Annotated in this window: 13 protein-coding genes and 4 pseudogenes; 14 read left to right on the top strand and 3 right to left on the bottom strand. The window is 72.3% G+C overall.

What is annotated here, in order from left to right:
• Positions 1-292: 292 nt before the first annotated feature.
• Positions 293-1,742 (bottom strand): annotated as a pseudogene (locus PUR26_RS09555) (sensor histidine kinase).
• A pseudogene (locus tag PUR26_RS09560) lies at positions 1,739-2,068 on the bottom strand (winged helix-turn-helix domain-containing protein); the annotation flags it as partial. The pseudogenes PUR26_RS09560 and PUR26_RS09555, both read right to left, overlap by 4 nt.
• Between PUR26_RS09560 and PUR26_RS09565 the strand changes: the two are divergent.
• The 9 genes and pseudogenes from PUR26_RS09565 to PUR26_RS09605 form a co-directional block, all read left to right on the top strand.
• Positions 2,044-2,475: pseudogene (locus PUR26_RS09565) on the top strand (UDP-N-acetylglucosamine--N-acetylmuramyl-(pentapeptide) pyrophosphoryl-undecaprenol N-acetylglucosamine transferase); the annotation flags it as partial. The pseudogenes PUR26_RS09560 and PUR26_RS09565 overlap by 25 nt on opposite strands.
• A gap of 13 nt (positions 2,476-2,488) precedes the next feature.
• Positions 2,489-3,304, top strand: a pseudogene (locus PUR26_RS09570) (GDP-mannose 4,6-dehydratase); the annotation flags it as partial.
• Positions 3,305-4,108: 804 nt separating this feature from the next.
• Positions 4,109-4,909 carry a phytanoyl-CoA dioxygenase family protein gene (locus PUR26_RS09575; protein ID WP_329871125.1) on the top strand — a complete coding sequence of 267 codons (801 nt, stop codon included), beginning with the start codon at positions 4,109-4,111 and terminating at the stop codon, positions 4,907-4,909.
• Positions 4,910-4,924: 15 nt separating this feature from the next.
• Complete coding sequence (locus tag PUR26_RS09580) at positions 4,925-5,509, top strand: DUF6309 family protein (RefSeq protein WP_329871127.1); 585 nt, start codon at positions 4,925-4,927, stop codon at positions 5,507-5,509.
• Positions 5,506-9,747, top strand: a complete 4,242-nt coding sequence (locus PUR26_RS09585) for an amino acid adenylation domain-containing protein (protein WP_329871129.1) — start codon at positions 5,506-5,508, stop codon at positions 9,745-9,747. Before PUR26_RS09580 ends, PUR26_RS09585 begins: the two co-directional genes overlap by 4 nt.
• A 63-nt stretch (positions 9,748-9,810) precedes the next feature.
• Entirely contained in the window at positions 9,811-11,067 is a 1,257-nt protein-coding gene (locus PUR26_RS09590; RefSeq protein ID WP_329871131.1) for an aspartate aminotransferase family protein, read from the top strand.
• Positions 11,068-11,110: 43 nt separating this feature from the next.
• Complete coding sequence (locus PUR26_RS09595; protein WP_329871133.1) at positions 11,111-11,950, top strand: TauD/TfdA family dioxygenase; 840 nt, start codon at positions 11,111-11,113, stop codon at positions 11,948-11,950.
• Positions 11,947-12,702 (top strand): SDR family oxidoreductase, encoded by a 756-nt coding sequence (locus PUR26_RS09600; protein ID WP_329871134.1) that lies wholly within the window; start codon positions 11,947-11,949, stop codon positions 12,700-12,702. The genes PUR26_RS09595 and PUR26_RS09600 overlap by 4 nt, the downstream gene beginning before the upstream one ends.
• A gap of 4 nt (positions 12,703-12,706) precedes the next feature.
• A complete protein-coding gene (locus PUR26_RS09605; protein ID WP_329871136.1) occupies positions 12,707-13,465 on the top strand; it encodes a methyltransferase domain-containing protein in 759 nt (252 codons plus the stop codon).
• A 134-nt stretch (positions 13,466-13,599) separates the two neighbouring features.
• Here PUR26_RS09605 and PUR26_RS09610 read toward each other — a convergent pair whose 3' ends face one another.
• Entirely contained in the window at positions 13,600-15,090 is a 1,491-nt protein-coding gene (locus PUR26_RS09610; RefSeq protein ID WP_329871529.1) for an alpha/beta hydrolase family protein, read from the bottom strand.
• 454 nt (positions 15,091-15,544) lie between these two features.
• Between PUR26_RS09610 and PUR26_RS09615 the strand changes: the two genes are divergently transcribed.
• The 5 genes from PUR26_RS09615 to PUR26_RS09635 all read left to right on the top strand — a co-directional run bounded on the left by PUR26_RS09615 (position 15,545) and on the right by PUR26_RS09635 (position 25,969).
• Positions 15,545-16,705 carry a sensor histidine kinase gene (locus tag PUR26_RS09615; RefSeq protein ID WP_443077029.1) on the top strand — a complete coding sequence of 387 codons (1,161 nt, stop codon included), beginning with the start codon at positions 15,545-15,547 and terminating at the stop codon, positions 16,703-16,705.
• Positions 16,702-17,364: a response regulator transcription factor gene (locus tag PUR26_RS09620; RefSeq protein ID WP_329871140.1), complete on the top strand. Its 663-nt coding sequence runs from the start codon at positions 16,702-16,704 to the stop codon at positions 17,362-17,364. The genes PUR26_RS09615 and PUR26_RS09620 overlap by 4 nt, the downstream gene beginning before the upstream one ends.
• Positions 17,365-17,837: 473 nt before the next feature.
• Positions 17,838-18,584, top strand: coding sequence for an N-acetylmuramoyl-L-alanine amidase (locus tag PUR26_RS09625; RefSeq protein WP_329871142.1), 747 nt, complete (start codon positions 17,838-17,840; stop codon positions 18,582-18,584).
• 28 nt (positions 18,585-18,612) lie between these two features.
• Entirely contained in the window at positions 18,613-22,194 is a 3,582-nt protein-coding gene (locus PUR26_RS09630; RefSeq protein ID WP_329871144.1) for a hypothetical protein, read from the top strand.
• Positions 22,195-22,204: 10 nt separating this feature from the next.
• On the top strand, positions 22,205-25,969 hold the full coding sequence (locus tag PUR26_RS09635; protein WP_329871146.1) for a hypothetical protein: 3,765 nt from the start codon (positions 22,205-22,207) through the stop codon (positions 25,967-25,969).
• The last annotated feature ends 14 nt before the right edge of the window (positions 25,970-25,983 follow it).

Below are 25,983 nucleotides of genomic sequence, written 5' to 3' on the forward strand. Positions count from 1 at the left end.
GCGCTTTTTCGCACAACAGTCCGCTTGTCGTACGCGGAGACGAAATGCGCTTGCATGCGACACCGTCCAACGGCGGCTCCAGACAGCTGTACAAGGTGGCCTCGCGCGTGCTGACCCGCCCGCTCATGATCCGGTCCCGGGTGTCATGCATCGCGGGCGTTCGTGAGGTGCGCTGCCCATTCGACGTACTCCCCCGATTGCGACCGCCAGGTCCTGCCCCCGTGAGTCTGCGGGCGTCACCGACTCGGGTTTCTCTCAAGCTCGGGCACGTGGGCCCGAGTGACGTCGGGTTTCATCCGGGAGGGGTTCCTTCGGTCGTGGGGAGCCCGGACGCGTCCGCCGATGGCCCGGGGAACCGCAGCCGGAACAGCGCGCCCCCGCCCGCCGCGTTCTCGGCGGTCAGCTCGGCGCCGTGCGCCCGCGCGATCTGCCGGGCCATCGCGAGCCCGAGCCCCGAGCCGGGAAGGGTGCGCGCGGAGTCGGCGCGGTAGAAGCGGTCGAAGACGTACGGCAGGTCCTCGGGGGCGATCCCCCGGCCGTGGTCCCGTAGGGACAGCTCCGTACCCACCAGCTCCACCTCCACCGGTGTGCCGCCCGGCGAACTGAACTTGGCCGCGTTGTCGAGCAGGTTCGTCAGCAGCCGGGACAGCCGGGACGGGACCCCGGGCACGGTCAGCCGCTCCGCCGCCTCGTCCGTACGCAGGTGGAAGGAGGTCCGCGGCCAGTGCGCCCGGGCTGCGGAGACGGCGTGCGTGAGGAGCGCGGCCGGGCGCACGTCCTCCACCAGCGGTTGCGGTTCCTCGTCCCGCGCCAGCTCCACCAAATCGTTGACCAGTCCCGTCACCTCGTGCAGCTGGCGGGCCAGTGCCCCGGAAGCCCGATCACGCTGGGCGGGGGTCAGCCGGTCGCCCCTGACGAGCAGCTCCGCGTTGGTCCGCAGCGCGGTCAGCGGCGTCCGCAGCTCGTGCGAGGCGTCCGCGACCAGCCTGCGCTGCGCCGTCACCGACTGCTCCAGCTCCCCGAGCATGGTGTTGAACGAGGCCGCCAGCCGTGTCACCTCGTCCTCCCGGTCCGGCGGGCCGGGAGGCAGCTCGATACGGTGGCGCGCGTCCCGGGTCGCGGCGATCCGCTCCGCCGTCGCCGTCAGCCGGGCGATCGGGGCCAGCCCCGTGCGCGAGACCCAGAAGCCCAGGCCGGTTGCCAGCGCCACCCCGGTCGCACCCACCGCGACGAGCAGTTCGGCCGCCTGCCGCACCCCCTTGGCGACCGTGTCGGCGCGCAACGCGACCTGGAGCGCCTCGCCCTTGCCGAACGGCGTGGTCAGCAGGCGTGGTCAGCATCCGGCCGGGGTGAGCGCCGACCGGCACATTGCTCACGTATGCGGCGCGCCGGCCCGCCGCCACCTCCCGCACCGGCGCCGAGACCGGCAGCAGGTACGGCCGAGCCGGGTCGTCGGCGGGGTCGGCCGGCACGACCTGGGCGCAGGCCGGCGCGGACAGGAAGCGGCACTCACCCGCCAGGACACCCGGCCCCTCGTCCCGGTTCTGCTGGATCGCCAGGGTCGCCGACTGGGTCAGGTTCAGATCCAGCTGGTGGTACATCGCGTACCGGATGACGAGGAAAGCGGCGGAACACACCCCGACGGCGACCAGAGCGACGGCGGCGGACGCGGCGACCGCCAGCCGGGTGCGCAGCGGCCGTCGCCTGCGCCACCGGGCACCGAGCCGGCGCCGCGCACTCACGACCCGGCCAGCCGGTAGCCGACCCCGTGCACCGTCTGCACCAGTCTGGGTTCGCCCGCGGCTTCCAGCTTCCGCCGCAGATACCCGACGTACACCGCGAGAGAGTTGGAATCCTGCCCGAAGTCACGGCCCCACACAAGCTCCAGGATCACTTCGCGCGGCAGCACCTGGCCCGGGTGCCGCATCAACACGTCCAGCAGCGCGAACTCGGTCCGGCTGAACTCCAGAGGCCGGCCGGCCCTCGTGCCCGTACGGGTCGCAGGATCGACCACCAGATCCCCGAACGACAGCGCGGCGGGGCCCGACGGTTCCGGAGCGGTGCGGCGCCCGTATGGCCGGGCTGCCGAGCGTCATCCATGAGTCCAATGCCGTTCCCGGGCGCGCCAACCGGTTCGCCGCCCGCCTCACCCCGCACATCGCCGTCGCCTTCGACACCGGCCACCTCCCCGGCGCCGTCACCACCGGGATGCCCATCGCCGCCGCTCTGGCCGGCCTCGACCGCCATGCTCTGCGGCCCGCCGCCCGGCGCGAACTCGGTGTGCCCGAAGGAGCCCGCCTGGTGGTGTTCAACGGCGGCAGCCTGGGCGCCGCCCGGCTCACCGAGGCAGCGGTGGGGCTGGCGGACCGCTGGCGCGGACGCCATGACGTCCATCTGCTGGTCAAGACCGGGCCCGACGCGCTCCAGGCCACCCGCAACGCCCTCGCGGGCAATCCGGTCGCCCGGGCTCCGCCACCGGACGGACGACGTCGAGATGATCGCGGGCGACGTCCGCGACGCCGGGCGCGTCATGGACGCCGTCGCGGGCTGCGACACCGTCTTCCACCTCGCCGCCCTCATCGGCATCCCCTACAGCTACGACTCGCCCGGCGCCTACGTGCAGACCAACGTCACCGGTACCGAGAACGTCGCCGAGGCGTGCCGCCGCCATGAGGTCCGCCGGCTCGTCCACACCTCCACCAGCGAGGTCTATGGAACCGCCCGCACCGCCCCCATCGACGAGGACCATCCCCTCCAGCCCCAGTCGCCGTACTCGGCGTCGAAGATCGGGGCCGACATGATGGCCCTGTCGCACTGGCACGCCTTCGACCTGCCCGTCACGGTGGTGCGGCCGTTCAACACCTACGGCCCGCGCCAGTCGGCCCGCGCCGTGATCCCCACGATCCTCGCCCAACTCCACTCGGGTACCCGACGGATCAGGCTCGGCTCCCTCACGCCCACGCGCGACTTCACATACGTCACGGACACCGCCGAGGGCTTCCTCGCCCTCGCCGACTGCGACCGCGCCCTGGTCGTCAATCTCGGCAGCGGTCAGGAGATCTCCGTCGGAAACCTGGCCCGCAAACTCATCGTGGCCTCCGGACGGGACGCCGAGATCGCCGTCGACCCCGAGCGGCTGCGGCCCTCGGGCAGCGAGGTCGAGCGTCTGCTCTCCGACAACAGCAGGGCACGCGACTGGGCGGGCTGGCGGCCCCGGGTCTCCCTGGAGGACGGGCTCAAGCACACGTCGGAGTGGATCGCGGACCATCTGGACCTGTTCGCCCCCGGCCTCTACCAGGTCTGAGCCCCCGCACGGGCCCGTGCGGGCCGTGCGCACAGCCATGCGCGGGGCCCAGGACGTGCGGGACGCACGGGTATGCCCGGCGGCCACGGGCCATGGGGTTTCGCCTCGGCGCATGATGGCGTACGGGCGCAGTGCGGGCGTATGGGTCATGCCGTCGGCATATGAGCTGCTTCTTCTGCGATCCGTGCGCCTCTGCCTGCGCCGTGTGGCGGAGGTATGCGTGTGAGGGAGGTTGGGAGGTGTCCGGGTAGCGGGCCGCTTCCGGTCAGGAGATGACGGCCGGCCCGCGTCGTTACGGCTGAGAGCGCGGTGGACGGGATGCGGGAACAGGCGTCGAAGGCGCTCGAATCGCTGGTCGGCCCCCTCCCGGCCGACGCCTTCCGCGTCACCGAGGACGCACGGAGCGGCTGTGCGACCGACGGAACACCGTGATCGCCACGGTCCGCGCCGAACAGCCGTTTGCACTGTCGGCGATGCGGGCCGAGATCGAGGCGGTGCGGGGTGGCCTTCTTGCCGGTGAGTCGCCGCGGCCGCCGTCCAGCGTTTGCCTCGGCCGCTGGAGGCGGTCCGGAGGATGGCGGAGCTCCCGGCCGCCGGCGGTGAGTGCCCGCGGCCGCCCCGGTGTACGACCCGTCGGGAGACTGCCGGCGCCCAGGGCGGCCGGCGGTGCGGGTGGCCGTGGCGCTGAAGATTCCGCACTTTCGCTCTCGCGTACGACGACCTCATGGACGACGGTGCCGCCCGACCCGGGTCACGGCGGCAGCAGCTCCACCCGCCACTCTGGGTTACCGAAAGGTGTGGTAGATGCGATTATCGTTGGATGGCGGCGGGGTGGTGCCGGCGCAGCGGGAGTCCTTCGCGCACTCGGGTTATCTCGTCCTGCCCGGTCTGCTGCCCGCGTCGCTGCAGGACCGGCTCGTGCCCGAGGTGGACCGCTGGGTGGACGACGGACTGCGGTCACGCTCGATCGCGGTCTGCCTCGACCCCGGATCCGACGGCGATCCACCGCCCGTCATGGAGCTGGAGCTGCCCGCGCATGGTGAACTCCTGGTTCACGAGCCGTTACTGCGGATCATCGCGGACCTTATGGGCGCGCCGTTCGTCTTCCACCACCTGCACAGTGACCGGCACGCCCCCGGGGCGCCCGGCAAGCCGTGGCATCACGACTACGAGCCCAACGACCTGGGCAATCCCGACCTGGTGATGGTGCATGCGCTGCACTATCTGGGCGGCCTGGACGGCACGGTCGGCAGCCTCACCGTGGTGCCCGGCTCCCATCGCCGGCTCCGGGGCAGGCCCGCGCCGGCCCACCTCGGCACCACCGAACTGTCCGGCGAGGTGGTCATCGACGAACTTCCGCCGGGCTCGACCGTGCTCATAAACTCCGCTCTCCTGCACGGCCGCAGGCCGGCGCCGAGCCCACCCGGCACGCTGCCCCGTTACTTCGTCGACGCGTCGTACTGCCAGACCGGGGCGCGCTGGCGGCCTGTGAAACCGTACTGGCGGCACATGCTGGCCACGGCTCGCGCGATCGGTCTGGGCCGCGGGCAGTGGCCGGAGCTGTTCGCGGAGCAGCACTTCACCGAGTACGCCCGGCCGGCGTGAGAAAGGACAGTACGGATGCAGATCATCGGCCCCATCACCTTCGATGAGGTGCGCACGCGCTTCCGCCTGGACCATCCCGCCACACGGGTGCACGAGGCCAACACCAACCAGGACGCGGACAGCGCGCTGCGTCTGGCCGACACGACCTTCGGCATGTGGTCGACGGTGCGGCTGTCCCGTACCGACATCCGCTCGGTGCTGCTGCCCTGGCACCTCAGCGAAGGCGGCGGGCGCGAGCTCGTCCCGCGGTCCGGCCTCACCGTCGGCCAGGCAGCGGACCTGCTGCGCGCGCACGAGACGGAGTTCACCGCGGCCAACCCCGTCTGCTCCGCCAAACTCACTCGGTTCCGCACCTCTCCGTTCACCTCCGTCTACCTCACCACCCGCCCGGTGCCGCACGACCACTACGCGGGCCTCCCCACCGGCGACGGCCTGGTCCACCTCGACGGCCTGCACCGTCTGCTCGGCTGGGAGCTGGCCGGACGCCTTTCGCCGCACGAGGAGCTGACCGCCTACATCGCCGGTGACCTCACGCCGCTCGCCCGGGCCGCCGGAAGCGACAGCGCCCCGAACGCCACCACCGGAGGTCTACGTCCATGACGCGAGCGATGCGCTCTCCCGCTTCGCTGCCCGATCTGCTCGTACGCCACGCGCTGACCCACCCGGACCGGCCCGCTCTGAGCGACGGACCCCGCACCTTCTCCTACCGTCGGCTCGATACCACGGCCGGCCACATCGCGGCCCGCCTCGCCCGCCTCGGCACCGACCGCGGTGACCGGGTGGCGCTGCTCGGCCCCCGGGACGCCCGCATGTTCGCGCTGCTGCACGGCGTGCTGCGCGCGGGTGCCGTCGCCGTCCTGCTGGATCCGGGGTGGAGCCCGCGCGATGTACACCGGCGCCTGGACGCCGTCAAGGCGCGCCACGTTCTCACCACCACACCGCAGTTGCGCGCCCCCGAGCCGTACCGCACCGAGGACGTCGACATCGACGCCCTCGCCGCGGACGCCCGGGCCGAGCCGGCCGTCGCGCCTTCCTGCGCGCCGGACGACCTCGCCTACCTGTCCTTCACCTCGGGGTCCAGCGGGGAGCCGAAGGCTGTCGCGGTGACCCACGCCAACGCGGTGCACTACGCGCTCGCCCTGAGCGGCCGGCTCGGCCTCGGCGACGCCGACGCTCCCCGCGTCGCCCATGTCACCACCCTGGCCGCCGACCTCGGACACACCTCCTGGCTGCTCGCGCTGGCGACCGGCGGTTGCGTGCACGTCGTGTCCGACGCGCAGGCACGGGACCCGGAGGCGTTCTGGAAGGCGACGGGCGACGCAGGGGTGTCGGTGCTCAAGACGACGCCCTCGCACCTGACGGCACTGCTGGCCGGGCGGCCGCCGGACACGCTTGCCCTGGACACCGTGCTGCTCGGTGGGGAGGCGCTCACCCGGTCGCTCGCCACTCGCCTGCTCCGGGACGGGATCGCCAAGCGAGTCGCCAATCACTACGGGCCGACCGAGACGACCGTCGGCGCCACCTGCTTCCTGGCATCCGCCGTTGACGAGCTGCCCACCGACGAGGCCACCGTGCCCATCGGCACCGCGATCGGCGAGGTGGAGCTGCGGCTCGTGCCGGGCCCCCTGGTGTCCGACGCCGCGGAGGGCGAGCTGCACATCGGGGGCGCGGGCGTGAGCGCCGGGTACTTCGGACGTCCGTACGAGACGGCGCGTGGCTTCGTCGCGCACGAAGGGCTTCGGATGTACCGGACGGGCGACGTGTGCCGCCGCAGGGCGGACGGCAACCTCGTCTTCGTCGGCCGCTCGGATCGCCAGGTCAAGATCCGGGGCTTTCGCGTCGACCCCGCCGAGATCGAGCGGTTCATCGAGGAGTTCCCGGGAGTCGCCCAGGGCGCGGTGCTGGTACGGGCCACCCCGTCGGGCAGCCAGCTCCTCGCCGCCGTACGTCTGGCCGACGAGTGCGACGAGGACGAGACGCTCGCCGCGCTCCACCTCCATCTGCGCGACCGGCTGCCGGACCACTCCGTGCCGCAGCCGATCCTCGCACTGCCCGGATTTCCGTTCGGCGCCAACGGGAAACTCGACCGCCCGCGGCTTGACGACGTCGTGTACGGCCTCATCGAGTCCCGGGCCCGCACCGTACGGCCCGGGCCGTGTGCCCCGGCGCGCCCCGACTCCGCGGCGCAGCCGGCGCCGGCACTGGCGCTGGCGCTGTGTGAGCTGTGGGCGGACGCCCTGGGTCTCCCCGCGGTGGACCGGCACGCCGACGTCCTGGGCCTGGGCGGAGACTCCCTCCTGGCGATGCGCACCATCGTCTTCCTGCGCAGGCGCGGCCATCGCGTCGCGTTCGAGGACTTCTACGACCATCCGACGCCCACCCGCCTCGCGGCGGTCGCTTCGTCCTCCCGGCGCCCGCAGCCGCCTACCGGAGCGGCCGTCCAGCCGCACACCCTGGCCCCCGGCCAGCGATGGCTGTTCCGGCAGCCCATTGACGAACCACGGCACTGGAACCAGTCCGTGCTGCTGCGGTGCCGAAAGCGAGTGGACGCCGGTGCCCTGTCGCGTGCTGTCGAAGCCGTGCTCCAGCGTCACACGGCGCTGCGCCGGCCTCTGGGCCCCGGCGGCCTCGGGGCGCTCCGACCGGCGGGCGACCTGGATACGGTGAGCCATTCACGGGTGGCGAAGGAGGATCCGCTGTCCGAAGCGGTCGGCGCGGTCTGCACCGAGCTGCACCGCAGCCTCGACCCGGAGGCCGGGCGCCTGCTGAGGGTGCATCTGTTCGCCGGGGGCCAGGGCGTCGACGACCGGATCGCGCTGATCGCCCACCACCTCGTCGTCGACGGACTGTCCTGGCGCATCCTGCTCGACGATCTCGCTGCCGCCTACCGGGCCGCGCTGTCCGGGCAGCAAGCCGAGCTGCCGCCGACAGCCGACTTCTACCGGTGGGCCGCGGCCGCGCCCCGGGCCGGGTCCGCGCACCCGGCGGTCGCGCCCCCGCTCCCGGTGGACGACGCCGCGTCGAGCACCGAACCGGTGACCCTGGTCTGGAGTCTCGATGAGCGGGCGACCAGCCGGCTCGTCGAACGCCACGGAGGCTCCCAGCGCCTGGAAGCAGTGCTGCTGGCCGCGTTCGCCGACGCCACGCTGGCCTGGAGCGGTCAGCGGCGCTTCGGTGTGGAGGTGGAGACCCATGGTCGCGGCACCGATGGTGACAACGCGTGGTACCTGGACACGGTGGGGTGGTTCACCGCGGTCAAATGGCTGGCCATCGACGTGGCAGACGGGACGCGGGACGTGAACGGCGTCGAGGACCTGGTACGGCGGGCGCCCCAGTTGCCGATGGACACCGAAGGAGTGCGCCCCGAGGCGGCGTTCAACTTCCTGGGCACCTTCCAGCTGCCCGATGAGCCCTCCTTGGACTGGTCGGTGGCGGCCGAACAGGCCGGGGTGGCCCGCTGCCTCACCGGGGACTCGCTCTACCGGCTGCGTCTCACGGCTCGGATCGTGGACGGCCGACTGGTGACCGACCTGGTGTACGCCTGGCCCCGGCTCTCGCACGCCGGCGCGGAGCGGATCGTCGCCGCGTTCTCCCGCACGGTGGCCGCCGCGGCGGATGTCGGCCCTCCCCCGTACACCAGGGCACCGGTGTCCACGTCCGGCCAGTTGCTGCACACCGGTACCGCGCCGCGGCGGGCTCACTGGAGGGTGGCACGTGAGCCGGTGCCCGTGCTGCTGACCGGCGCGACCGGCTACCTGGGCGGACACGTGCTCGGCGAACTGGCCGCGCGGGGCGCACGCGTGACATGTCTGGTGCGCGGGGACGACGACGCCCAGGCCGCCCGGCGGCTCGGGGGCGCCGACGTGGTGGCCGGCGACATCACCGCTGAGGGTCTCGGCCTGACCCCCTCGGGGCTCGCCCGGGCCCGCGAAGCACGGGTCGTCGTGCACGCCGCCGCGGATGTCCGTCTGGTGGCCTCGCCCGCCGAGCTGGAGAGCACCAACCATACGGCGGTGCGACGGCTGCTCCACTGGATCGACGCCCACACTCCCGGTGCCCGCTTCCACCACGTCTCCACGCTGGCCGTCGCCGGCGAGGTGGAGGAGGGGCCCGCGCGCCGCTTCAGCGAGGCCGACCTGCGCATCGGGCAGAGCTTCCGTACCCCGTACGAGAGGGTGAAGTTCCGCGCCGAGGAGACCGTGCGCGCGTGGGCCGCCTCGGGCCGCCAGGCGTATGTCCACCGCAGCGGTCACATCGCCGCGCACAGCAGGACCGGGGCGTTCCAGCGCAATGTCGCGGACAATCGGATCTACCAGACCGTGCGTGGCTATGTGCTGGCCGGGGCGGCGCCGAGCCGGCCGTCGCGGACGTTCGAGTTCTCCCACGTGGACACGGTGGCGGCGGGGATCGCGGCACTCGCCACCCACCCGTACACGGCGCCGGGCGTCTACCACGTCGAGTCGCCGTACAGCCTCGCTCACGACGAGCTGGTGGAGTGGATGGTCCGGCACGGCTATCGGGTCCGGCTGACGGACGACGCCACCTTCGCCGCCGCGCTGGCTCGCGCGGAGCGGAGTCATCCGGCCATGGCCCGGCTCGCCTCGACCTGGTCCCAGCTCGGCGAGCGCAATGTCGTCGTCGACAGCGCGTGGACCCGGTCCGTGCTCGACCGGCTCGGAGTGCGGTTCGCCGAGCCCCGCGCCGAGTGGTGGTCGGCCGCGCTGTCCTGGGCCGCCGACGTCGGTTTCCTGCCGCACCGGTCGCCTGATCGCCCGGCCCGGCCCTCCGACCCGTCCCGCTCTCACCGGGCGCGGAGCCTCGCCGACCCGGCGCTCTGACCCGTTCCACCTGGCTCGGTCCGCCCTCAGAGGGGACCGCCCACTCTCCTGGGAAGTGACGCGATGCCTCAGCTCTCCCCGATGCTCCAGCAGGCCACGCCCGTGATCGCCGTCCGCGGCGAGGGGATGTACCTGTACGACGCCGATGACCGGCGCTACCTGGATTTCACCGCCGGCGTCGGAGTGACCAACACCGGCCACTGCCATCCCCGAGTGGTCGAGGCCGTGCGGCGGCAGGCCGGGCGGCTGATCCACGGGCAGTACACGACCGTGCTGCACGACCAGCTGCTCACGCTGACCGAGCGCCTCGGTGAGGTGCTGCCCGAGGGGCTGGACGCACTGTTCTACATGAACTCCGGCAGCGAGGCGGTGGAGGCGGCGCTGCGGCTCGCCCGGCAGGTCACCGGCCGGCAGAACGTCATCGTGTTCGACGGTTCCTTCCATGGACGCACCATGGGCGCGGCGGCGATGAGCACGGCGGGCATCCGCTTCCGCGCCGGGATCGGCCCGCTGATGCCCGGGGTGGCGGTGGCGCCGTTCCCGCACGCCTTCGATCTCGGGTTGAGCGAGGAGGCGGCCGTCGAGCACGCGCTGCGCGGCCTCGACCATGTGCTGGCGACGGTGAGCGCGCCCGCCGAGACCGCCGCGATGTTCGTCGAACCGGTCCTGGGCGAGGGTGGTTACGTGCCGTCGCCGCCCGGCTTCCTCACGGGGCTGCGGGACCGCGCGGACCGGCACGGGATCCTGCTGGTGGTCGACGAGATCCAGACCGGCTTCGGCCGGACGGGGCAGTTCTGGGCCCACAGGCGCTCCTCCGGTGTCGTACCGGATGTGCTGATCACCGCCAAGGGACTGGCCAGCGGCTTTCCCCTGTCGGCGATCGCCGCTCCCATCGAGCTGATGAGCCAGGCCTGGCCGGGATCGCAGGGCGGAACCTACGGCGGCAATGCCGTGGCGTGTGCCGCCGCGCTCGCCACCCTCGACGTGATCCGCGACGAGGGCCTGGTGAACAACGCCGCCGAGCAGGGCCGCCGCCTCGCGGACGGACTGCGCAAGACCGCCGCCGGCGTACCGGCCATCGCCGACGTGCGTGGCTCGGGCCTGATGCTCGCCAACGAGTTCCGCCGTCCCGACGGCTCTCCCGACACCGACCTGGCCCGAAGCGTCCAACGCGCCGCCTCGGAGCAGGGTCTGCTGCTCCTGACCTGCGGGGTGCACGGGAACGTCGTGCGGATGATCCCGGCTCTCGTCGTCACAGCCGAGCAGATCGACGAGGCGCTGACGTTGTGGTCCGCCGCCGTCGCCACGGCGGTCCGGTGACCCTTCACGTGTCCGTACGCCCTCCGAAAGGACTGATGACGCCATGACGGGAACCGCGATCGACGACGTCGGCTGGACCAGGCGGCATCTGGAATCCGCGCGCGGGGTCTGGTCGTTGCCGGTCACCGACGACGACCGCCGGCTGTTGTGGACGGATCTGGTGGCCGGACGCCGGGGCGCGGGCGAGGCGGTGTACACCGCCGTGCGCTCGTTCGTCCGGGGCAGCCTCGACGCCGTGGGGTTCGTGAACGTACGCAACATCATCTCGCCGGACGCCCCCGACGCCGACCTCATCTCCGGCCTGTCGTTCCTCCTCGACGAGATCGGCGTGGCCGTTCCGCAGAACGCCCGGGGTGACCTGTGGACCGTGCTGCGCGACCGCGACGGTGACGGCGCCACCGAGCTGGGTTTCCACTGCGACACCTGCGACCTGCTCGTCCTGCTGTGTCTCCGGCCCGCCGCGGACGGCGGCGGCACCACCAAGCTGGCCAGCGCACGGCACGTCCACGACATCATCGCGCGTGAACGCCCCGACGTGCTGTCCCTGCTGCGGCAGACATGGCGTTTCGACCGCACAGGCCGCGCGGGCCGGCAGATCGTCGACACCCCGATCCTGTTCACTCAGGACGACGGAACGGTCGGCTGCTACTACCAGACCCGCACGGTGCGCGCGTCGGCACAGCTCGATACCCAGCGCCTGCAAGCCCTCGACTACTTGGACGAGGTCCTGTACCGACCGGAGATCGCCTTCGGGCTGCGGCTCGACGCGGGCGACCTGCTCATGATCCGCAACAGTCGCGTGCTGCACGGCCGTACCCCTTACGTGGATGCTCCCGGCCCCCGGGCCCGCCGGATCCTGCGCGCCTGGATGAACGAGCGGTGAGCGGCCGGGGCGGGATCGGGGTCGTCACCGGCGGCGGCAGCGGACTGGGCCGCGCGGCCGCGCTCGCCCTGCTCGACCGGGGCTGGTCCCTCGCGCTCGCCGGGCGGCGCGAGAAGACACTGGAGGAGACCGCCGCGCTGTCGGGCGCCGGCCCGGACCGGGTGATAGCGGTGCCCACCGACATCCGCGACCCCGACCAGGTCGCAGCGCTGTTCCGTACGGTCGGCGATCACTTCGGCCGGCTCGACCTGCTGTTCAACAACGCGGGCGCTGCCGTCCCGCGCAGGCCGGTCCCCCAGGTGCCGTTCGACGACTGGAACCGGATCATGGCCACCACCGTCACCGGAACGTTCCTGTGCGCCCAGGAGGCGTTCCGCATGATGCGGGATCAGTCCCCGCAAGGCGGTCGCATCATCAACAACGGCGCCCCGTCCGCCCATGCGCCCCGCCCCCACGCCATCGCCTACACCACGGCCAAGCACGCGGTGCTCGGCCTCACCCGGGGCCTGTCCCTGGACGGTCGCCCCTACCGGATCGCCTGCGGACAGATCGACGTGGGCAACGTGGCGCCGGCCGACGGAAGCCCACAGCCGCCCGCGATGCAGGCTGACGGCACCATGGCGGTCGAGGCGACGATTCCGGTGGCACGCTTCACCGAGGCGCTGCTGCTGATGGCGTCCATGCCCCTGGACACCAACGTGCAGTTCCTGACGGTTCTGCCCACGACGATGCCCTATATCGGCAGGGGGTGACGCGATGCTGGTCAGCGCCCGCTCCTTCGACGAGTACCGGGCCATGTTCGCGCTCTCGGACGACGACCTCGCGCTGCGCGTTCTCGACTGCCCCGGTGGGGCCGCGAGCTTCGTGGCCGAGGCCGGGTCGCGGGGCACCGACGCGGTCGCCGTCGATCCGCAGTACGGCCCGGGCCGGAAGCTGCTGGGTACGCTGGCGCTGCGCGAGATCGAGCACAAGCACGCGTACGTGGCCGACAACGCGGCGCGCTTCGTGTGGGACTGGTTCGGCAGCCCCGAACGCTTCACCCGGCTGCGGGCCCGGGCGGCGCGCGCCTTCACCGCCGACATCGCGGCCCGTCCGGACCGCTATGTCGCGGGCGCGCTTCCTCGCCTTCCTTTCGCCGACCGCTCCTTCGACCTCGTCCTCAGCTCGCACCTCCTGTTCTCCTACGGGGCACAGCTGAGCGAGGAGTTCCACCTGAGCGCGCTGATCGAGCTGGTGAGGGTGGCGCGCCGCGAGGTGCGGCTGTACCCGGTGGTGCTGCACGCCGATGACCGCCGGTACGCGCCACTGGGCCGCCTGCGCTCCGCGTTGGACGCCCTGGGCGTCTCCTCGCGGCTCAACCGTGTCGACTACGCGTTCCAGCCAGGCGGCGACCAGGTCCTCATCCTGGACGCCACCGCTCCCGGCCCGCTACCCACCGCCAGGCCCGGCGCCGACGTCCACGACCCGGTGCGCTGGCGGCACCCGTCCGCGCCCGCGGCCCGGGACGAGCCGTGACCCGAAGGGCTCCGTGATGCCGAACGGTGGGCAGGCCGTCGCCCGATCACCGTCCGCGGCGGTGGCGGCACCGCGGACTGCGCTCCGGCCGGGGAGGGGAACGGCCGTGCCGCCGGCCGGCGCGGCACAGTCGATCAGCGGCCACCGTCCGGGGAGTGGACGCTGAGGTCGCCGTGGACCGACAGAACGCCGGCCAGGTCACCGGTTCCGTGCCGCAGGGTGCTGTCCAGGAAGGCGAGAGTGGTCTCGGCGACGACACGCGGGCTCTCGGTACGGCCCAGGGAGCCTGCTATCGAGGGCACGGGCGGCAGGTACAGGGGGCCGTCCATGAACGTGAGGTGCGCGGCGCCGGGGATGGTGAGCCGGTGGCTCGTCGCGGTGCCGGACTCGAGGACCTTGGTCAGGCGGGGCAGGTAACGCGGGTCGGTCTCGGCGGTGATGGCCTGGGTGAGCGCGAGCGTCGGCTGGTGGAGGGAGGGTGAGAGGGGACCGCGGGGGTAGCCGTCCAGATCGATGACGGCGTCGAACCGTTGGTCGTGCCGGGCTGCCTGCAGGGCGGCGGCACCACCCATGGAGTGGCCGGTGACCGCGACCCGGCCGGTGTCCACGCGTCCGGTCAGCGGACCGGCGATCCCCCCTCGGCCCAGCCGGTCGAGTTGGGTGAGGACGAAGCCGAGGTCGGCGGCCCGAACAGCCGTCCAGCCGGCCGCCAGCCTGTCGTCCTTGTCCCGGTCTCCGGTGGAGACGGTCCTGGTGCGGATCGTCCGGCCGTCGGTGAGGACGACGGCGGCGGAGTCGTACGGGTGGTCGAGGGCGGCTACCAGATAGCCGTGGCTGGCCAGTTCCTCCGCCCAGGCGGTGTTCTGGGTGCGCACTCCGCCCGACCCGGGAGAGAACAGCACGACCGGGAACCGTCCGCCCCCGTCGGCCACCGGGGCGTTGAAGACCGCGTGGGTGCGGGCCCGCGGGACGCCGTCCAGCAGGAAGCCGGGCAGGCCGGCCCCGCAGGCGAGGGCATCGGAAACGGTGCGCGCCTCGTGTTCCGTGCGTCCGAGGTACTGGGCCCGTCGCGCGTCCACGGGGCTCTTCTGCGCGGGATACCAGAGCTGGGCCACGACGGTGCGCCGGTCGTGCGGATCGGCGGTGAAGCTCTCGGGTCGGTGCGGGTCGGTCCACTGCACCACGCGGGTGCCGACCGCGAAACCGCCCGACGGCTCGGGGAAAACGGGGACGGGGAAGGCCCAGGCGGCCACCGGACCCGTGGCAATCAGGCCGACGCAGGCCACGGACCCCGGCAACGCCAGCCACCATGGGGCCCGCCACCCTCGCCGGCCGGTACGGCGTCGCAGCAGAGGGAGGAGGCCGAACGGCAACGCGACGGCAGCGCCCGCCAGTACCGGCAGCATCTGCCAGCGGATCCCTCCGGCGCTCAGCACGATGGCGGACAGCACGAGAACCGCCCCTGCCGCGATCGTGACGCGTGGTCGGACAGCGGAGGGCAGCCAGCGCGCCACCACCAGCGCGACGGCAGCCGGCAAGGCGAGGACTTCCGGAGGGGACATGTACAGCCCCGCGATGATCTCGTTCACCCGGCCATCCTCACGGCGGGGCACACGATGCCGCATCGTCCTCCGGTCGCCGTCGCCCGCGACCGGAGTCGCCATCCGAGGCATGTCCCCCGTGCGACCGGAGTGGCAATCCGGCACGCGAGCCGAACGGCCGCTCTGCGACCGTGGTAGGCAGCGGGACTCCTCCTGCGGTCGTACCTCGGCACGGTGCCGTCAGCCGGTGGGCTCATGCGCTTCGCGGGCCCACGGCCTACCGTGACAGGGCCGCGGTACCCGCCGGGGAGGGCGGGTCGTGCGCTCCGTGTACCCGACCCGGCTCCGGCCGTACGCGGTGGTGGCCCCGGCCGGGGCCACCATGACGCCGAACCGACAGGGACGTGTGATGACCGAGGCGGCCGCAGAGCCCGGCAACGCCCACCCGGCGCGCCACCAGGGCCGCGTGCGGCGGACGAGGACAGCCGTACGGCCGACGGGGTACGCCGGTCCGGGCTCCGCGCGCGCGGCGCGACTGGTGGGAGCAGCCGGACGCCGGGGCCTCCGGCTGCCGCCCGTGGTGGGGGACTCGCTGTTGCCGGCGCTGCTCCTGCTCAACATCATGACCACGCGCGCGCCGCAGGAGCTCCCGGTGGCCGTGGCCCTCACCGCCGCGCTGGCCCTGCCGCTGATGTGGCGGCGCCGGGCCCCGCGCACGGTGTTCGGCGCCGTGGCGGCCGCGGCCTTCGTCCAGTGGCTGATGGACGTCCCGCTGCCGGCGGACATCGCCTTGCTGGTGGCTCTCTACACGGCGGCCGCGAACTCCGGCCGGCGCGGCACGCTTGTCGCCGGTGCGGTCGTGGAGCTCGGGGCCCTGCTGGCCTGCCTGCGCTGGGCGACGGAAGGGGCGTTCCTGACCCCCTTCGTCGCGGTGACCGCGATGGTCGTCGCCGCCGCCGTCCTGGGTGTCAACACGCGGACCACCCGTGCCTACCTCGCGGCCCTGGAGGAACGGGCCGTGCGCCTGGAGCAACAACAGGAGCAGCAGGCGCGACTGGCCGCCGCCGAGGAGAGGACACGTATCACCCGGGAGATGCACGACATCGTCACCCACAACCTGTCCGTCATGGTCGCGCTCACCGACGCGGCCCTCTACGCGCAGCACCGGTCCCCCGACAAGGCCACCACCACGATGCTCCGGATCTCCGAGACGGGCCAGCAGGCCCTGACCGACATGCGGCGCTCATTGGGCGTCCTGCGGACCGACGAGCCGGACGCGGAGCGCCATCCGTTGCCCGGCATCGGACAACTGGAGGCCCTGGCCGACCAGATGTGCGTGGCCGGGCTGCCGACCCGCGTCGAGGTCCGGGGCGGCCACACCCATATACCCGCCGCCGCACAACTGACCGTCTACCGTCTGGTACAGGAAGCCTTGACCAACACCCTCAAACACACGCCCACCGGCACCCGCGCGAAGGTCCGGATACAGTGCTCGGCCGAGACCGTCACGGTGGACGTCACCGACAGCGGCCCCCGCCCGCCGCTTCCCGGCGCCACACCCTCCGGCCACGGCATCACCGGCATGCGCGAGCGCTCGGCCTCCTACGGCGGGAGGTTGAAGGCCGGACCACTTCCGGGCGGCGGCTGGGGAGTCCATACCCGCCTTCTCCTCGGCAGCAGCGGAGCGGCGTCCGCATGACGATCCGCATCCTGATCGCCGACGACGAAGCGCTGCTCCGTATGGCCTTCGGCACGGTCCTGGAGGCCCAGCCCGACATGGCACCGGTCGGCGAAGCCGCGGACGGCGCACAGGCAGTACGCCTCGCCCGGGAGCTGCGCCCCGATGTCGTCCTCATGGACGTCCGGATGCCCGGGACCGACGGGATCGAGGCGACCCGGCAGGTCGTCCGGGTCTCCCCGCAGAGCAGAGTGCTGATCCTCACCACCTTCGACCTCGATGAATACGCCTTCGCCGGACTCAGCGCCGGAGCCTCGGGCTTCCTGCTGAAGAACACCAGGCCCGAGGAGTTGCTCACCGCGATACGCAGGGTGGCCGCGGGCGACGCGGTGGTCTCCCCGCGGATCACCCGCCGCCTGCTGGAGAACCTCCGCCCGCACATCCCCGACGGCGGCAGCGCCGGCCCCGACGAGCGGCTGGGCCGGCTCAGCGCTCGTGAGCGCGAAGTGCTCGTCCAGGTGGGCTGCGGCCTGTCCAACACCGAGATCGCGGCCACCCTGTACCTCGCGGAGGCGACCGTGAAGTCCCACCTGGGGCGAATCCTGCAGAAGCTCGAACTCCGCGACCGGATACAGGCCGTGATCTTCGCCTACGAGAGCCGCCTCATCCGCCCGGCCTGACGCCGCCGCCCGGAGCGCCCGGCGACCGTCCGCAGCCCCGGGTGTCACCAGCGCTGCACGATCGTCCGGCATGGCTGTGCCGAGGGGTGCGGTGCCGCGGTGAGCGCTCCGGGTCCACTGCTGCGGAGCCTCCGCGGTGATCACCGCGATCCGCGGCGGGCGCTGACGAACGGCCTGTCGGCGAAGCCATCGTTCACCGTCGTCCGATCCCGGCGCGCGGCGGGCACCGCCCCGTGAACGCCCTGAGTTGAGACATCCATCGAGGTGTACGAGGATGAGAGCAAATAGCCCTGTTCGGACCGGAATCGCATGACGCGACTGAGTGGTTGTCCGGTCAATGATCTCCGCGTCGCCAGCACGAAGACCGTTCTCTCCCCTTCCGTGAGCCGTGTCGCCACCGATCCCGTGGCCGAGTTCCGAGTGCCCGAAGCGCGCACAGGGCCGCGACGGGCCCTCAGCTCCGGGAGGCGGAAATGACGAGCAAAACGGTGCAACTGACCTGCCCGACCTGCGGAGAGGTGGCGACGCACGCGGTGGAGACGAATGGCGAGGTGGCGTCGGCCGGTCTGCGCATGCACAGCGATCTGTCGGGCATGAGGCGGCCCGGCGTCGGTTACAAGAACAGCCCGCATCGTTCCGGGGGGAGCCCGATGGTCCCCCAGGGCATCGTGATCCACTACACCGCCGGCCGGTACGACGGAGCCGTCGGCTGGTTCCAGAACCCCGTGTCGCGGGTGTCGGCGCATTTCGTCGTCGCCAGGGACGGGCGTCGGGTCCAGATGGTGCCGCTGCCCGACCCCGATACGGCCGGCCCACGGGACGGCAACTACAAGGCCTGGCACTGCAAGGGCGGTAACGGCATCTACTTCGGCATCGAGCACGAGTACGGCTACTCCGGCGCCACCGGTCCCGCGGACTGGACCGAGGAGATGCTGGACTCCTCCGCGGAGCTGTCCGCGTACCTGTGCAGCGTCTACGGCATTCCGATCGACGTACCGCTCGACCCGGACACCCGCGACTGGTTCACGGGACTCGGCGGTCACTACAACGTGCCGGGGAACGACCACACCGACCCCGGCCCGTACTTCCCGTGGGACTACTACGTCAATCGCGTGTGGGACTACTCCTACCGCCTGCTGGAGGTCCCTCCCCCATCCCCCTTCGCACCGTCCGGAACCCGGGCGACGGGAGCGTCGTCGCCCGAGTACCAGACGCTGTAGCGATCTCGTCGGCGCGAGGTGACGCCCCATGCGGAACGCCACAGTGACAGCGCTCGCCGCCTGCTCCTGCACACCGGGCCGGCTCGACGTCTTCGTCGGCGACGCCGAGGGGGGCGTGTGGCACAAGACCTTCGACGGGGAGTGGGGTGCGTGGCACTCGCTCGACCGCCCCTGGACGTCTCCCGGGACGCCGACGGGCCACGGCTGGCTGACCGCGTCGCCGTCCGGACCGGGCCGGATCGAGCTCCTCGCCCTCGGCGGCGGGCGCGATGTGCGGCACCGGAGCCTCGCGGTGGACGGCTGGACGCCATGGACGTCGCACGGCCCGCTGGCCTCGCACCCCGCGGTGTACGGGTACGCGGTGGCGGCGACCGAACCCGACGATCTGCACGTGCTCTTCCACGCCGGTGACCGGGAGATCGCGCACTGGCGGCTGAACGACGGAAGGACGGTGCTCCGCCCCGGACCGTACGCCCGCGGCCCGCTGCAGGCCGTCTCCGTCGCGCCCGGCCGGTTCGACCTTCTCGTGGCGGACGCCCGGCAGCGGCTCATCCTGCGAAGGCGCTTCTCCGACGGCTGGTCGGCCGGTTGGGACGAGTTCGCCCTCTTCCCCGAGGACGGGCCGGTGCCGCTCCGCTTCGCCGCGACCGACCACGGCCTTTTCGCGGCGGGCGCCACGGGGCTGTGGCACAGCACATGGACGGAGCCGTCGAAGTGGGAGGACCTGGGCGGGGACCTGACGGCCGGCGCCGGCGGTGCCACGCACCTGGCCGCGGTCTCCGAGGGCGGAGATGCCGGAAGGACCGACGTGTTCACCGTGTGGGCCGGCACTGCGCTGATGCACCGGTCGTTCGACCGTGACTGGTCCGAGTGGGAGCTGATCGACATCTGGGCCGACCCGCAGGGTTACCACGCGCTGCGCCCCCAGGACCTCGTCGCGCTGACCGTCCGGGGCACCGGGCTGCGGGAACGGGTCCGCCCCGACGGGGTGGTGGAGGTCTTCGCCGAACACGCGGGTGCCCGGCTGGTCGTGGAGCTCCCGCCGCAGCACGTCACCGAGACGGTGGCGGACTCGGGACCGGGCAGCCAGGCACGCATCGCGGGGCCGTCGCGTCTCGCGTTCACCCTCGGGCAGGAGGTCGTACCGCTCACGGTCGAGGGTGTGCTGAGCGCGATGGCGCGCCTGCCCCTGGTCACCGCGCCGGAGACCGCGGGGCAGGAAAGCACCCGACTCGAACTGCCCTGGCGCCTGCTGCTGGGGCTCCCGGCCGGCGCCCGGTGTGCGCACCGCGCCCTGCCCGCGCCGGGTGAGAACGGCACCACCGAGCTGTGGCACAGCCGCATATGGGTGCCCGAGGATACCGAGCCCTTGCGGGTGAGGCCGGTCAAGTCCCTCGCGAACGAGCCGGGCATGGCGACCCCTCTGGGTCACCACGTGGCGACGATCGCCGCGCTCGGGGCCCAGTACCCCGATCGGCACGTGGCGGTCGACCGTCTGATCCTGAGCGCCTACGGGGCCTGGTTCTCCGCCTCGGCGTCCTGGCCGACGCTGGACTGGACCCACCGGACCGCCATGGGAAGGGACTACTACGTCCGGGTCCTCACCCGCGGTGCGCTCTTCCCGTTCGGGCACCGCGCCGCGTACGTCGAGATGACGGAGCGACGGTTCGAACAGTCGCCGTCCGTCGTGGCGGCGCTGCGCAAGAGGCGCGTGCTGATCGTGACCGAGCCGACGCGCCGCTACGGCATCGGCCAAGGCGGTGCGCACGAAAGGGCGTTCCCCTTCCAGGAGGTTTCCGTCGAGCCGCAGCAGCTGACGGAGCTGGACGAGCCGACGTGGCTGCCCAGCAAGGCGTTCTGGCCCACCCGGTCCGCGGCGACCGTCCAGTTCACCGTACGGGCGCGGGCGGACCGGGAGGTCGTCGACTTCCGGCTGCCGATGCTGTTCGTTCCGGACACGGCGACCGGTACCTCCAACGCCTCGGCCCTCGACACGGAGTACGCGCGCGGGCCGAGGACGGGTACCCAGCGCGACAGCGGGCGCCCCACGGGGGACGTCGGCCGCAGGATCGCCCTCGCCATGGAGTCGGCGGCCCGCCCCCTCGACGGGGCGGTGCAGGAGGTGCGGTCGATGACCTTCGGCGGCGCCGGCACGGCACCGGCCGCGAACGGCGTCGGTTTCCACCCTCGGGTGACCCGCATGGAGGTGGCCTTGCCGGCGGTACGCCAGCTGCTCGGGTCCACGCCGACGGTGCCGGTCGAGTTCTCGAACGCCTTCCTGCAGACCGCCGCGGGTGCCCGGCCGCCCGATGTGATGCTCGCCCTGTTGCAGCCGAAGGTGCTCGACTTCGCAGCGGCGGGCGCGCGCACCGGGATGGTGGCGGCCCCGAACATGGCCGTCACCGAGATCGCGCGCAAGGCGGGTCCTGTCGCCGGCGGTCCCTTCCCGCCGCGGCCGCAGGACCTGTTCACCGAGGACGCCAAGCTCTTCGGGGTCATCCCTCTCCGCCGCATCGTCTCCGTCATCACCTCACGCCCGGAGATCACGTGGTCCGACGTCGTCGGGGCACCGTCCGCGAAACTGACGTGGCGGGAGAAGCTGTCGACGGCGGTGGAGCCCTTCCATCCGAAGGTCCCCCGGTCGTCGGTGTTCCTGGAAGTGGTGTCGAACAGCACCGGAAACCGGCCCGGCCTGCGCACAACGGGCGAGGTGACGGACTTCACCCTGGAGATTCCCACTCGCAGCGCCGCCTTGGTCGTCCTCACCTTCAACAACGTGCGTTTCACCGCCCACTCCGGCGAGCGCCCCGGCCTCACGTTCGACCTGGCGGACGCCCGGCTCGCGGGCAAGCTGAACTTCGTCAGGACGCTCGCCGAGAAGATCCCGCAGGCGGGACGTGGTGGACCGCGCATCGAGATATCGGCGGTACGGATCAGGGCGACGTACGCGATCGCCGTGCCCACGCTCGGCATGGGGGTCTTCTCCGTCCAGAACCTCGCCATCCACATCGGCCTCACACTGTCGCTGGAGAACCGGCCCATCGAGATCGACTTCGCCTTCGCCACGCGGGAACGGCCGTTCCTGGTGACGGTCTCGGGGTTCGGCGGCGGCGGATACCTGGAGCTCGGGGTGAGCGCCGGGGAACCCGACGGAGGGCTGCAACGCTTCGTCGGCGGCATCGAGTTCGGTGCGGGTGTCGCCATGGACTTCGGCGTCGCGGCCGGCGAGGTGCACGTCTTCGGAGGCGTCGTCTTCGTCAAGACGGGCGGCGATATCGAGATCACCGGCTACCTGCGGATCGGCGGCAGCGTGTCGGTGCTGGGTCTGATCCGGGTTTCGGTGGAGCTGACCCTCAGCCTCACCTACAGCGTGGAGCGCAACGAGCTGCACGGCACCGCCCGGCTGGTCATCAGCGTCGACCTCACCTTCTGGTCCACCTCGGTGACGCTGGAGTGCCGCAAGAGTTTCCCGGGCCCCGGACTCACACTCGCTTCCGAGCAGGACCTTCCGGAGGCACCCGTGGCTCCGCGGGCCTCGTCCGTCGAGACCGCGCTGGGCCCCCAAGGCCGGTCCTTCCCGTGGCAGACGTACTGCCAGGCCTTCGCGTGAGGAGCGCCCCATGCCGGTGACCAATGCGCAGCGACACTTCGTCTGGACCCCCATTCCGGTGGGACGCGCCGGGCCGGTGCCCGGTCACTCCGCTCCGATGGCGCTGCTGTCCGTGCTGCTGACACCCCGGCTGCTCGGGCCGGCCGGGAACGGGAAACTGTCGGACTTCGGTATGCAGACCTGGCCGCAACGGCTGTCCACCGTGCGGTTCGACGTCTTTCGCGGCGCGCAGCTCGTCACCTCGTACCGGGTCCCCCACGTCACGCCCGAGGACAAGGAGGTCACGTTCTCGACGACGCAGCAACTGTCGGCCTGGCAGGCTCTGTTCACCGCCGATACGCCGGTGCACCCGTACCGTCCGACCTCCTACGCCGGACGCGACGTCCGCGAGTTCCCCGCCTCCGAGGCCGCCAAGGAGCTGCGTGACGCGTACACGGCCACGGCCGGCACTCATCTGGAGTTCGACGGCAGGGTCCCGGAGGCCGACCCCGAGCTGCGGGCGGCTCTGGGCCGGATCGCGATGATGTGGCAGACCGCTCTGGGCCCGCTGGACGGCGCGACCGCGGACCCGTCCGCACACCGGTCGGCGATCGCCGAGGCGTACGCCTTCTACCGCCGCGACGAGGCCGCGTCCGTGACGCCGTCATCCCCTGCCTCGGCTGCCGTGCACGAATTCCACGACGTGGTGTCCAGGCTCGCCGACCATCCGATGCTGTTGCGCGCGCTCGGGCTGCTGATCGACATGGCCGTCCCGGCCGCTCAGCTGGCGCAGGGAGACGTCAAGGAACTGCGGGTCGTCCCTCGATGGCCGAATCCCGACAGCTCCCCGCCGTCCGGCTGGGCCGGTGCGGTGCAGAACGACCTGTCGCCGAAGACCGCCTACGTCCTGGACGGGAAGCGCTTCGTCGCCGCGTCGCTGACGCGACCGGGGGCGACCGAGTTCAAGCAGGGCTTGCTGCCGCTGGCCGATGCCGGGGTCGCGCCGTCCGCCAATCCGCGGTACGAGGTGATGCCCTTCGACGTGGACGGGGCCGCCCTGCGGATGGTCGGCGCCGCCCAGTCGGACGGCGCCCGGGCGCCGTCCGGGGAATCGGCGGACGTCGGGGCGTTGCCGGCCCTGCGCTCCATGGGCTTCGCCCTCGTGGAGCGGGACCGCGAGACGGAGCATCGCAAGCAGCTGCAGCGGGCACAGCAGCGGGCCACGGCCGAGGGCCTCACCACCTCTCCGCTGACGGCGGATTCGTTGCTGGGCGGCTACCGGATGGACATCTACGACGTGACGACCGACCAGTGGTACTCGCTGTGCCGAAGGCGGGTGCGCTACACGATCGGCGGGGTGTCGATCGGGCAGGAGACGTCGGGCGGCGGCCGCGGCGGGCTGCTGGAGGAGGGGTACGTACGTCCCGGGCCGGCGGTCACCGGGGCCGGGGCACAGGACGCCCTCTACGTCCACCAGACCGTGGCGGCATGGGACGGCTGGAGTCAGGTGGCGGAACGGCCCGAGCGGGTCGTCGACACGGGCGACGCGATGGCCGCGACGACCGCCCCTCCGCCCTTCGAGGCGGTCGTCGAGTGCGACCCGGGGTCGCTGCCGCGGTTGCGCTTCGGCCGTGAGTACCGGCTGCGGGTCCGTATCGCCGACCTCGTGGGCGGCGGACTGCGCTCCGACGACGCCGGGCCCGAGGAGGAGCAGTCGGAGCTGTTCACCCACCACCGCTTCGAGCCGTTGCTGCCACCGGAGCTGGTGCCGACCCGTGTGCTGGCCGACGGCGAGACCCTGGACCGGATGGTGATCCGCAGCGACCGCGGCACCCCGGCGGGCGACTACGCGGCCGCGCACGGGCATCGCGCCTACGATCTGCGCCACCTTCTGGCACCCAAGTGCTCGCTGGAGCTGGCCATCCAGCACGACCGCACGTTCGACGCCGCCCTCGGCCCCGACGTACCGGTCGCGAAGGTGAAGGAGTTCTTCGAGGTCGCCAAGCGGGCCGACCGAGAGCTGGCCCATATCCCCGGGGCACAGGTCGTGGGAGCCGAAGCCGCTTCGGGTATCGCCGCTCCCTACATCATCCTCCCCGAGACGGACGTCGCCCTGCCGTGGCTGCCCGACCCGGCCGGCTCGCACATCGCTCTGAATCCCCGGCCCCGGCCCGTCGACCCGGACACCGGGCAGTACGGAACGGTCGTCGGGGACAAGAGGACCGCGGTCTGGAAGGGCGCGTGGCCGACGTACGGGCCGATCACCCTGCGGCTGGTGGAAGCCCCTTCCGGCTGCACCCTCACCCGGTCCTCGGACCACCGCGTCTTCACCGTCGCCCTCGGCCCCGCCGAAGAGGTGACTTTCGACGTTCCGTCGTGTCCGGGGGACCGGGGCGTCCAGCTCTTCGGCATCGTCGCCTGGCTGGGCATCGATCCCGGCAACCCGAGCACGCCGGAGTTCCAGCACATCACCCGCGGCCGCAATCGCCTCGTCACACCTCCGCGGACCGTCACCCTCGTCCATGCCGTACAGCGGCCGGGGTCGGACCCCACCGGGCGGCTGACCGCCCATCGGGACGCCGGGGACACCAGCGCCGTCCTTCTCACCGATGATCTGAGGATCCACATCGCCAGTACCGGACGGCTTGACCTGCGCGCCGAGTGGAGCGACCACGAGGACCTTCCGCCGGCGAAGCCGACGTCACAGAAGCGGACGGCGTTCGTCGGCTCGTACGACGTCAAGCGGGCCCCTCAGCACGAGGCGTTCCCCACGATCCGCCAGGAGTTCGGTGACACCCGCCGCCGGCACGTCAGGTACGACGTGACCGCGGTCTCGCGTTTCCAGGACTGCTTCGCCCGGGCCACAGCCGCGGATCCCGAGGCATGCCTCGCCGGCGGAGCCCTCGGCGTCACCGATGTACCGAGCTCGGCCCGCCCACCCGCGCCGAAGCTCCTGAACACCGTGCCGACCTTCCGCTGGACCCAGACGAACGACGGTCAGCGATCACTCACCCGGTGGCGCTACGGCGGCGGGCTGCGAGCCCTCCTCGAACGGCCCTGGTACGCCTCCGGGGACGACGAGAGGCTCGCCGTCCTCACCTGGCCCGGTCCCGCGGCCCCCGCCGACGTACTGAAGTACATCAGCACCGCGGGGCGCGATCCGATCTGGGACACCGGCGCCCCGCCGGCGATCCTGACCGAAGCACATGTCCACGCACCGCGCGGCGGCGACCGGGCGGAGCTGCCGGAAGCGCAGCGCTCGCTGGATGTGATCGCGTATCCCGTGCAGTTCGACGATCAGGCTGACCGCTGGTTCGCCGACATCGACCTGTCGCCGCTCGTGACCGCCTCCTACTTCCCGTTCGTACGGCTGGCGCTGGCCCGCTACCAGTCACACACCGTGGCCGGGATCCCGTCGCTGTCGCCCTCCGTCCAGACGGAGCCGGTACAGCTGCCACCCCACCGCCGTCTCGTCGTGACACGCCGGCCCGACCACGGCACCGTGGTCGTCGACGGCCTCGGCCCCTCCGGCCCCCGGCCGAACACCGTCCGTGCGGAACTCCAGGTCCGGGACACCCCCGGACCCGGAAGCGCGGGCTGGACCACGGTCCTGCGCACCTCCGGCGCTCTGGGGCGGGTATGCGACCTGGACCTCCCCGACACCGGCGACCGGCCCCAACGTGTCGTCGTCCAGGAGTTCGAGACGTATCCCCCTGCCACGAGCGACTCGGGAACAGCGGTCGAGGGGACGGCACGGCTGGTCTACGCCGACATCGTCCCGCTGGGAGTGTGGTGACATGGCTGACCCGA

Origin of the sequence: Streptomyces sp. SP18CS02, from assembly GCF_036322365.1 — a bacterium.
Taxonomy (GTDB): domain Bacteria; phylum Actinomycetota; class Actinomycetes; order Streptomycetales; family Streptomycetaceae; genus Streptomyces.

Bases quoted from the DNA above. Each gene is read 5' to 3' on its own strand.
- PUR26_RS09575 (WP_329871125.1), top strand. From the start codon at position 4,109: ATGCGATTATCGTTGGATGGCGGCGGGGTGGTGCCGGCGCAGCGGGAG.
- PUR26_RS09580 (WP_329871127.1), top strand. From the start codon at position 4,925: ATGCAGATCATCGGCCCCATCACCTTCGATGAGGTGCGCACGCGCTTC.
- PUR26_RS09585 (WP_329871129.1), top strand. From the start codon at position 5,506: ATGACGCGAGCGATGCGCTCTCCCGCTTCGCTGCCCGATCTGCTCGTA.
- PUR26_RS09590 (WP_329871131.1), top strand. From the start codon at position 9,811: ATGCCTCAGCTCTCCCCGATGCTCCAGCAGGCCACGCCCGTGATCGCC.
- PUR26_RS09595 (WP_329871133.1), top strand. From the start codon at position 11,111: ATGACGGGAACCGCGATCGACGACGTCGGCTGGACCAGGCGGCATCTG.
- PUR26_RS09605 (WP_329871136.1), top strand. From the start codon at position 12,707: ATGCTGGTCAGCGCCCGCTCCTTCGACGAGTACCGGGCCATGTTCGCG.
- PUR26_RS09610 (WP_329871529.1), bottom strand. From the start codon at position 15,090: ATGCGGCATCGTGTGCCCCGCCGTGAGGATGGCCGGGTGAACGAGATC.
- PUR26_RS09620 (WP_329871140.1), top strand. From the start codon at position 16,702: ATGACGATCCGCATCCTGATCGCCGACGACGAAGCGCTGCTCCGTATG.
- PUR26_RS09625 (WP_329871142.1), top strand. From the start codon at position 17,838: ATGACGAGCAAAACGGTGCAACTGACCTGCCCGACCTGCGGAGAGGTG.
- PUR26_RS09630 (WP_329871144.1), top strand. From the start codon at position 18,613: ATGCGGAACGCCACAGTGACAGCGCTCGCCGCCTGCTCCTGCACACCG.
- PUR26_RS09635 (WP_329871146.1), top strand. From the start codon at position 22,205: ATGCCGGTGACCAATGCGCAGCGACACTTCGTCTGGACCCCCATTCCG.